This window comes from Candidatus Borrarchaeum sp., assembly GCF_019058535.1.
GTDB lineage: Archaea > Asgardarchaeota > Sifarchaeia > Borrarchaeales > Borrarchaeaceae > Borrarchaeum > Borrarchaeum weybense.
The window spans coordinates 1-8,090 of record NZ_JAHPYX010000078.1 but is presented as its reverse complement, the minus strand read 5'-3'; the positions used below and the strand labels follow the sequence as shown (position 1 = coordinate 8,090).

Here is an 8,090-nt window from a genome sequence, read left to right as displayed (position 1 = left end):
TGTAGAATCTGCTGGTAAGGGCAAGATTGCAAATGAAGCAATTCACTTAGGTATCTCTTGCTTAAACGAGAGGGATTACAATAATGCAACGGAACATTTTAAAAAAGCACTTGAAATATACAAAGAAATAAATAGTCTTACAGGACAGGCATATGCCTTACGTTATTTAGGATTGATTTTTAAAAATCAAGGGGACTGGGCAACATCCTTGAAATATAATCAAGATGCACATGAGATATATTCTCAGATTGATCATAGACCTGGTATGGCTGAAACATCTCATAATTCAGGGTTTCTTTATTTTCGATTAAATAAAGTTAACGAAGCTATTTTCGAATTTCACGAAGCTACTAAATTATTTAAAGAACTAAATGATGTATCAAAACTATCAGATGGGCTTGCAAATCTAGGTTTGTTGTATAAAAAGAATGGAGACTTATCAAAGGCTGTAGAAATTTTTCAAGAATGTTATCGAATTGATTTAGAAACCAATGATAAAAAACATCAAGCGCAAGATTTGCAGGATATAGGTCTACTAACTCAGGAATTAGGTGATTATAATAAGTCTTTAGACTGTTTTAAAAAATCTTATGAACTTTATACAGGACTTGACATCCAGACAGGTCAGACTCAACAAGTAGAGAACGTTAAAAACTTACTTCGTGTTATCAAAAAAGAACAGGAAATTACACCCCAATTAAGAAAAAAAATTGATGAAACTAAGCGATTGCTTAAAATAGATTAAAATCAGCTCACTGGTGTCAGCCAGAAGGCAATAACTGCACCAAGCATACTGAACGCCAGTTTTTCTGCATTATCCGAGAATGATCCAATGAAAATGATGTAAAGACTTACAAAGAACACGATAATAGATAAGATTAACTGTAATATCGCCCTGATATCCCTTTTAGGGGAAATAGTTTCTTTTCCTCTCCCATGTCGAAACTCAGATCCTTTTCGTGATCTTCTTGCTAATTTTAGCACATTTATCGTCATTTTTTCTACCTCCGAATGTGACAATTCGCTATCTCAACAATCCCGTTTATAAAACTTTGTTAGCAATAAAGCTATTTTGCCGTACCATTTCTTCACAAAATTTATGAAACATCATTGGAAAGATTTGATAATGAGCAACCAAGTATGAGATTTCAGTCTATTGCAACACTGGTGTTGATGCTATTTTGCTTGTTCGAGATAAAGCTCTTATGCAAGTTCTTTCAGAAATAGATGAATCCTCTGAAATTGCAATCAGTGTTTTATGCACCAAAGAGGGATTTGCTATAGCATATTCAATCAATGCGGAAAATGCACCTGATATCGATCTACTTACTCCTCTAGCTGCTGTTATTCATGCGACAGCGAATAAAGCAATAGAAGAACTACATGCAGGTTATCATCAAACCTCAATAATTGAAAGTAGCAAAGGAACGGTGCTTATCCGGGATATTATTGATGAAATAATGCTTTGCTGTTACATTCCAAAACCGCAACAAGAACGTCAAGTCAGAATTCGTACTTATATGCTTGGTGTGGCTCTAGATACGATGGAAAGAATCGCTACAAAGATCCGTAGATATTTGATTTCTTTAAGAAAACCTTACGATGAATAATAAGGTATGAAAGTCTATTTTTTTTGGAATTTGAATTTTTCAAATCTAGTAAGAAAAGTAGAAATTAGGCAAAAAACGCCTGAGATTTTTCTGAGGTTGCAAAAATCACCTAAATGAAAGCCCAGATTAATATGTACAAGTATAGTATTTTTAGGTGATGCAAATGCAAGATGAATTAAATTCGATAGAAGAAAATGAAGTTTTGGATAAAACAATTTCACTAAAAATAAATAATAAAATTGTTTGCGCGTTTGCCAGTAATACTCCTTTAAGTATTTCAGAAGCGATCCAATATACTGTTGACGAAGATTATCAGGAAAACAGACTTTATCTCGATTTTATGACCCATGAATTAGGAAAAGAAGTGCTAATCAAGCGATATGAGTTTTTCCTCCAAAATATGGAAGATTTGGCTGGCAAAACCTTCAGCATTTTTCTTGATATCAATATATATCGTGTTGTATTCCTAGCTATAATAGAAGGTGAATTAGACCAGGAAGTTAGTTATTCAAATATAATATATAGGTTTGATAGTTCCCAGATACCCTCTGAAAAGAATGATGTAGTCATAGAAGTTCAGAAAGGTGCTACAGTTTTTGAACGTGGTTTTGTGACATCGGGAAGGGTAACACCAGGAAATAATCGATTTATCAGTTCATGTGATTTCTGTGGCAAATTCTTCATGTTTCGGATGTTTCATGTCGGCTTTTCAGATGTCGATTATTACTACTGTGATCGCTGTACTAATTATCTGGCTGTGTCCTTATTCGATCAAAAGTATGATAGATTGTTAGATAAGCTATCTGCGAAGCGAATTTCACCTTTCAGTCAACCCTATGATTTTTCAGATTATGATATTCAGCTCAATCTTGAGAATTATCAGCTAATTGAAGATCACTTCGTTCCATGTACTTGTGGAGGTCAATTCAAGTATTTGGCAAACTGCCTTTGTCCATACTGCAAAAGTCCCTATGTTGACTTCTTTAACGATATATTTAGAAAGGCTGACCATTATTATGTTGTTGAAATGGTCGTTCCAAAAGCAGAATCCTTTTATGGTGAAAAGTATTGGAAAGATTATGAAGAGGATGATTAAATAGGGTGAACTGTCCATAACTTAAGTGAGTGGGTTTCTTGAGGTGGTTTTATGAACTACCACTCTTCAAGAAGAGTGTCTTCCCGTGTTATAGACGACATGCAGCGTCTCGAAGATATAAAAAAAGTAAAACTAGTGATTAAAAAGAATTATCCAGAATTAGAGAAAGTGTATCAGCTATTTGATGTAGTGGATACAAATGCAGATATTTGTATCTCAGTTGGTGGTGATGGTACACTTTTAACAGCGGTTAATGAATTCGATGGACCTGTACTTCCAATTGGAGGGAGATCAGAAACAAGTTTAGGATTTTATGCTGATTTTAGAGTGCAGGACTTGGATATCGCATTAGAACAACTTCTTCAAGGTCATACCATCGAAGAATATCGAAAAATAGGATTTGAATTTAAAGAAGAAACACATTTCGCTCTGAATGAAGTTCGTATCTTCAGAGGAGATAGTCCCTCCAGCATACATTTCGGTCTCTATGTAAAGAACGAAGGTAAAACTGAAAGATTTTATCCTCGTGATGTAAAGGCTGATGGCTTAATTTTTGCAACACCAGTGGGATCAACAGCATATAACTTCAATGTATATGGTCCTATCGTTCACAAAGGAGACGTTATGATAATTTCACCCATCTCAGCTCGTGTTCCTCCAATAGTCACAAATGATAGATTTTTCGTAAAAATAACAAAAAACAAAGGTTACTTAGAGTACGATCATTTAGTTCACTGTAAAATAAATGAAGGAGACAGTTTATCAGTTGCCCTTTCTGATAAATATGCCCACATTATTAGATTGAAAGAACGAGAACCTTTCTATCAAAAATTAGAACGCCTGAGTAGGTTCGTTATGTTTTAATTTTGAGTATTTCTAGACTTCTTTTGAAAATAATTAATTGGGATTATTTCTTAAAGTTCAAAGGTCACTCTTCTATTTTCATAACATATTCACAATAAGAATCTCCCGCACACATTGATCTAGGTCGTTCAAAAGTTGCCTTTGGATTTATAGTATTAATAACAATATTTGTGAAGATTTTGCACCAATCGCTAATATCTTTATGCTCTGTTTTAAACGGCCACTGAGTGATTTCAGATCTAGCGAATGTTTGAGATTGCAAAAGACTAGTACCTTCAATCCCGCAGAGCTCCCACCAGATGTCCCACCAATCAATTATTGTTTCAATATCGTTTCCCTCTAGTTTGAAAGTGGTTAGAAGGAAATTTGTGAAATGTTTTACACGATCACCCAGTTTCTGGACTCTTTCAAAAATTTTGAGTGTTGTAGCAGCTCCACATTCCTCTCGAACCGCATATAACCATCCTTTCCATCCAGCTGAATATGCTGCCATAGCAAATTTGTATTTTAGTTCCCAAGGTATCAACCTTTTCTTAGCCATAGCCTCCTCTTCCAAAATTTAAGTAGAAGACCCTAAAGGTTTACTCTTCTATTATCCAAACGTATTCGCAATAGGGATCCCTGGCACACATGCCTTTAGGTCGCTCACAAGTAGCTTTTGGATTTATGGTCTTAGCATTAATATCGCAGAAGATTAAAGCCCAATCGCTAATATCTTTAGGCTCTGTTTTGTACGGACACTTGGTGATTTTATTTCTCAAGCATGTTTTAGACTGCTCAAGCCAAGTACCTTCAATCCCAATAAGTTCCCACCAGATTTCCCACCACTTCCTAATAGTTTCAATATCGTTTCCCTCTAAATTGAAGATGTTTAGAAGTGTTTGTGTACCTTTCTTTGCTCTATCATCCATAGTGCTAATTCTTTCATAGATTTCAAGTGCTGCATCGGCACCATATTTCTCGCGAATCGCATAATGGTAAGCTTTGAGATAGGCTGCCCAACCTCCCATAGCAAATTTGTATTTTAGTTCCCAAGGTATAACTCTTTTCTTAGTCATAGTCTCCTCAGCGCCCTTTATCGGGGTACTTTCTTCTATTTTCCACACATATTCGCAATATGAATCTCCGGCACACATGGCTTTAGGCCGTTCAAAGACAGCCTTTGGATTTATGGCTTTAGTAATAAGTTTTGCACGGATTATGGACCAACCGCTGATATCTTTTGGCACTGTTGTAGTCGGACACTTAGTGACTTTAACTCTACAGATTGTTTTAGACCACTCAAGTATAGTACCTTCCGTCCCAGTGAGTTCATGCCAGATGTCCCACCACCTCCCTATTGTTTCAGCATCGTTTCCCTCTAGCTCGAAGACCTTTAGAACGGCATTGGTAAAACTCTTAATTCTATCATCCATTTTGCACGTTCTTTCATAGATTTCGAGTGCAGCATCAGCACCATATTTCTCGCGGATCGCATAATGGTATGCTTTGAGATAGGCTGTCCAACCTCCCATAGCAAATTTGTATTTGAATTCCCATGGTATTGCCATTTTCTTAGCCATGGTCTCCTCCCCCAAATTTTGGCAGAATGCCTAAAAGCTTTAATTTTCTCTAAATTCAACATTTTGGGTTTTGAGTATTACTCAGTAGCTGTTTCTTTATAAATGAGTTACATGAAACCAGAATTTTTAGTTGAAATATCAACGTTAAAGTGTTTTACCGCAGAGATTGAAGAATAAAACAGCATGAAATCATTCATCAGGTTGTAGATATAAATGTTTCGGCGTTTTGAGATCAGAAGTTGAAAATTGAGCCTCTGAATTGATGAAGGTTGAATTGGTGGAGATCGGTAGTCTCAAACACGGTTTCACAAAAAAGCCTTATTTGAAGGAAATAAGTGGTAATCACATTGGAACGAATCGCGATTACTTAAAATAGGCATTCATACAAATATAATGGAAAACGAAAAAACCGTAAGAGGTCTGTTTTTTGAGCGAGAAATGTCGGTATGGACGGGACTCAGAGGTCGTTTATTATGATCTTGAAAGCAAAGAAATCCAGTATAAGTGCCCGAGAGATGCCGAAATAGATGGTTTTTGCATGTTTCATAAAAAGGGGTATTGGAAGCACAATAAGGAAAATGAGGAAAGAGTTAGGAAGGCATTCAAGAATGAATTAAAGAATACAGGTCCTAGAAAAGAGTTATTGTGCATAGGATATCACCTGCCGGACATACAAGTAAGGGATGCGATAAAGGAGATACGAGGGTTTGTTAGTTTTAAGGACACACTATTCCAATCGGTTGATTTTGAAGGCGTAACATTTCAGGAACGAGCAGACTTCCGCAAGACTACATTTCAGGAACGAGCAGACTTCCGTAGGGCGATATTTCAGCATTGGGCAGACTTCCGTGGGGCGACATTTCAGCAACCAGCAAACTTCTGGGAGGTGATATTTCAGCAATCAGCAGACTTCAGCGAGGTGACATTTCAGCATTGGGCAGCCTTCTGGGATGCTATATTTCAGGGACTAGTTGTCTTCAGCGTGTCGACATTTCAGCATTGGGCAGATTTCAAAGGGGCGGTATTTCAGCAACAGGCAGGCTTTTGGCATGCTACATTTCAGCAGGAGGCAGACTTCAGCGAAGCAATATTTGAAAAACAGGTAACATTCTTTAAGGCGAGATTTCAGCAAAAAATAGACTTCAGCCGTGCAACCTTCAAAGGACCTGCGTTATTCGAAGGTGTTGAATTCATACCAGACATTGACATTCCCCGCGACAATGAAAACGTTTTCATAAATTTTAGAAGGATCAAATTCGGTCAGCCTGAAGAGATCGTCTTCGACAGCTGTGACCTTAGTTATGTGTCCTTTATTCATACCGATATAAGCCGGGTCAATTTCAGGAATATCACATGGCCTAGACCAACGGATTGGAAACCTGATAACTTCAACAAGCGTATATCACGCTTTAGCAAGATGGATGCCTATACACTTATCGATGATGAGTTACTCGAAAGGACAAAGAACGGCATTGAGCCACATAAAGACGACCAAGATTTAACAATTGAGAACGTTTTAACCGTTTACAGGATGTTACGGGAGAACTATGAATACAATGTCAATTATGAGACTGCTGGTAGGTTTTTTGTGGGAGAAATGGAGGCTAGGAGGCGCAACTCTGACTCACATTCTGAGAAAATCATTCTTGGACTATATAAACTCTTATCGCTTTATGGACAAAGTTATAACAGACCGCTTTATGTTCTATTCGGTTTAATAGCATGGTTTGCCTTTTTGCGAGGATTAATTTTGTTCTTTCAAGGCATAGGACCACTCGATGTTGCGCTGGAGGTCATCTTAGAATCGTTTGCAGTATCTTTACAGATTAAGGGAACGGAAGGGATAGACATAATTCAACGGATCTTAAGCATACCATTATTAGTGTTATTTGGGCTAGCCCTTAGGAGACGCTTTGAAAGGAGATTCAGACATTAAAAGTAGATTTAGTAATCAAATTCTGAAATCTGCTTCTCTGGAAATCAGAAAATAAATCGTTAATGATTAAAGTTCCTATTTGTTGAAATGTAAAATGGAAAGAGAAGAATTATCTTATTGGAAAAGAATATATATCGACATAATACAAACTGAGAATTGTGATAGTATGTCTCTTGATGCCGAAAAGGCATTTAATAAGATAAAAGAATATCTCGCTGAATTAGATAGGCTAAAAAACTTGGACTATATAAAAGGATGCAAGGAAATCGACCTGTTAGATCAAAAAATCAAGAATCTCGTCCGAATGATAGATCCAAATAAATTAACAGAATACAAATTTCTTTTTAATACTAATATTTATGATCTTCTTCGGAATAATAATGAAAGACAAGAACAGTATCTTAACGATCTGAAAAAAATAGAAAATTACCTACTCGCATTGACTGATCACATTGACTTGAGAAGTGATCTAGAGGATAAACCAACCAAGCTAGTTAAACTAGAAGAAAAGATTATAAAATTAGATTCTGAAGCAAAAAGACGCGAAGGGGTTGTAAAAACGAAAGAGACAGGAGCGACAATAGAATTAATTGAATCTATGAGAAAGGAGTTAAAATATAAAAATGAGGTAATAAATCAGCTTAGAAATGAATTAAAGAACATTCATGATATACAAAATATGCAAAAGGATATTAGAGAACTTAAGAAGGACATCAAAGAAATCAAAGACCTTTTATCAAAGAACTCAAGATAAAGAGTTAAATTACCAAGTATTTCTGAAATAATTTGTTGAAAATAATCAATAAGGTGCGAAGATCATGTCATTTATAGTTAAAGAAAGTATTAGAATAAGTCCCTTGACCAATGCAGTCATATCTGCAATTATATTTGAGTTCAAAGTAGAAACAAATGATTTCGAAATAATAAATTCAGTTGATGGGATGCTAGTATCTAAAGACGAGAAAGTCTTATCATATCTAGTAGAATCGGATCCTCTTGTCAGCAGATCGCCAGAGTATTCT

10 protein-coding genes are annotated in these 8,090 nt (G+C 36.1%); 7 read left to right on the top strand and 3 right to left on the bottom strand.

Annotated elements, in window-relative coordinates:
• The coding region (locus QVB70_RS04365; RefSeq protein WP_287583758.1) for a tetratricopeptide repeat protein at positions 1 to 745 on the top strand (745 nt) is incomplete at its 5' end.
• A gap of 2 nt (positions 746 to 747) precedes the next feature.
• Here QVB70_RS04365 and QVB70_RS04360 read toward each other — a convergent pair.
• Complete coding sequence (locus QVB70_RS04360; protein WP_287583757.1) at positions 748 to 996, bottom strand: hypothetical protein; 249 nt, start codon at positions 994 to 996, stop codon at positions 748 to 750.
• A gap of 185 nt (positions 997 to 1,181) precedes the next feature.
• Here QVB70_RS04360 and QVB70_RS04355 point away from each other — a divergent pair, with 185 nt between their 5' ends.
• From QVB70_RS04355 to QVB70_RS04345, 3 genes are all read left to right on the top strand, one after another.
• Complete coding sequence (locus tag QVB70_RS04355) at positions 1,182 to 1,610, top strand: roadblock/LC7 domain-containing protein (RefSeq protein WP_287583755.1); 429 nt, start codon at positions 1,182 to 1,184, stop codon at positions 1,608 to 1,610.
• A gap of 163 nt (positions 1,611 to 1,773) precedes the next feature.
• A complete protein-coding gene (locus QVB70_RS04350; RefSeq protein WP_287583754.1) occupies positions 1,774 to 2,706 on the top strand; it encodes a hypothetical protein in 933 nt (310 codons plus the stop codon).
• Between the two features lie 51 nt (positions 2,707 to 2,757).
• The gene (locus QVB70_RS04345; RefSeq protein WP_287583753.1) at positions 2,758 to 3,570 is read left to right on the top strand and encodes an NAD(+)/NADH kinase; all 813 of its coding nucleotides are present in this window, start codon (positions 2,758 to 2,760) and stop codon (positions 3,568 to 3,570) included.
• A gap of 64 nt (positions 3,571 to 3,634) precedes the next feature.
• Here the strand turns inward: QVB70_RS04345 and QVB70_RS04340 are convergent, their stop codons facing one another.
• Together QVB70_RS04340 and QVB70_RS04335 are read right to left on the bottom strand one after the other, a co-directional pair.
• Positions 3,635 to 4,111 (bottom strand): hypothetical protein, encoded by a 477-nt coding sequence (locus tag QVB70_RS04340; protein ID WP_287583752.1) that lies wholly within the window; start codon positions 4,109 to 4,111, stop codon positions 3,635 to 3,637.
• Positions 4,112 to 4,151: 40 nt separating this feature from the next.
• On the bottom strand, positions 4,152 to 5,132 hold the full coding sequence (locus tag QVB70_RS04335; protein WP_287583750.1) for a hypothetical protein: 981 nt from the start codon (positions 5,130 to 5,132) through the stop codon (positions 4,152 to 4,154).
• A gap of 427 nt (positions 5,133 to 5,559) precedes the next feature.
• Here QVB70_RS04335 and QVB70_RS04330 point away from each other — a divergent pair, with 427 nt between their 5' ends.
• From QVB70_RS04330 to QVB70_RS04320, 3 genes are all read left to right on the top strand, one after another.
• Entirely contained in the window at positions 5,560 to 7,068 is a 1,509-nt protein-coding gene (locus tag QVB70_RS04330; protein WP_287583748.1) for a pentapeptide repeat-containing protein, read from the top strand.
• Positions 7,069 to 7,162: 94 nt separating this feature from the next.
• Complete coding sequence (locus tag QVB70_RS04325; RefSeq protein WP_287583746.1) at positions 7,163 to 7,822, top strand: hypothetical protein; 660 nt, start codon at positions 7,163 to 7,165, stop codon at positions 7,820 to 7,822.
• A 64-nt stretch (positions 7,823 to 7,886) separates the two neighbouring features.
• A partial coding sequence (locus QVB70_RS04320; RefSeq protein WP_287583745.1) for a hypothetical protein occupies positions 7,887 to 8,090 on the top strand: 204 nt, incomplete at its 3' end.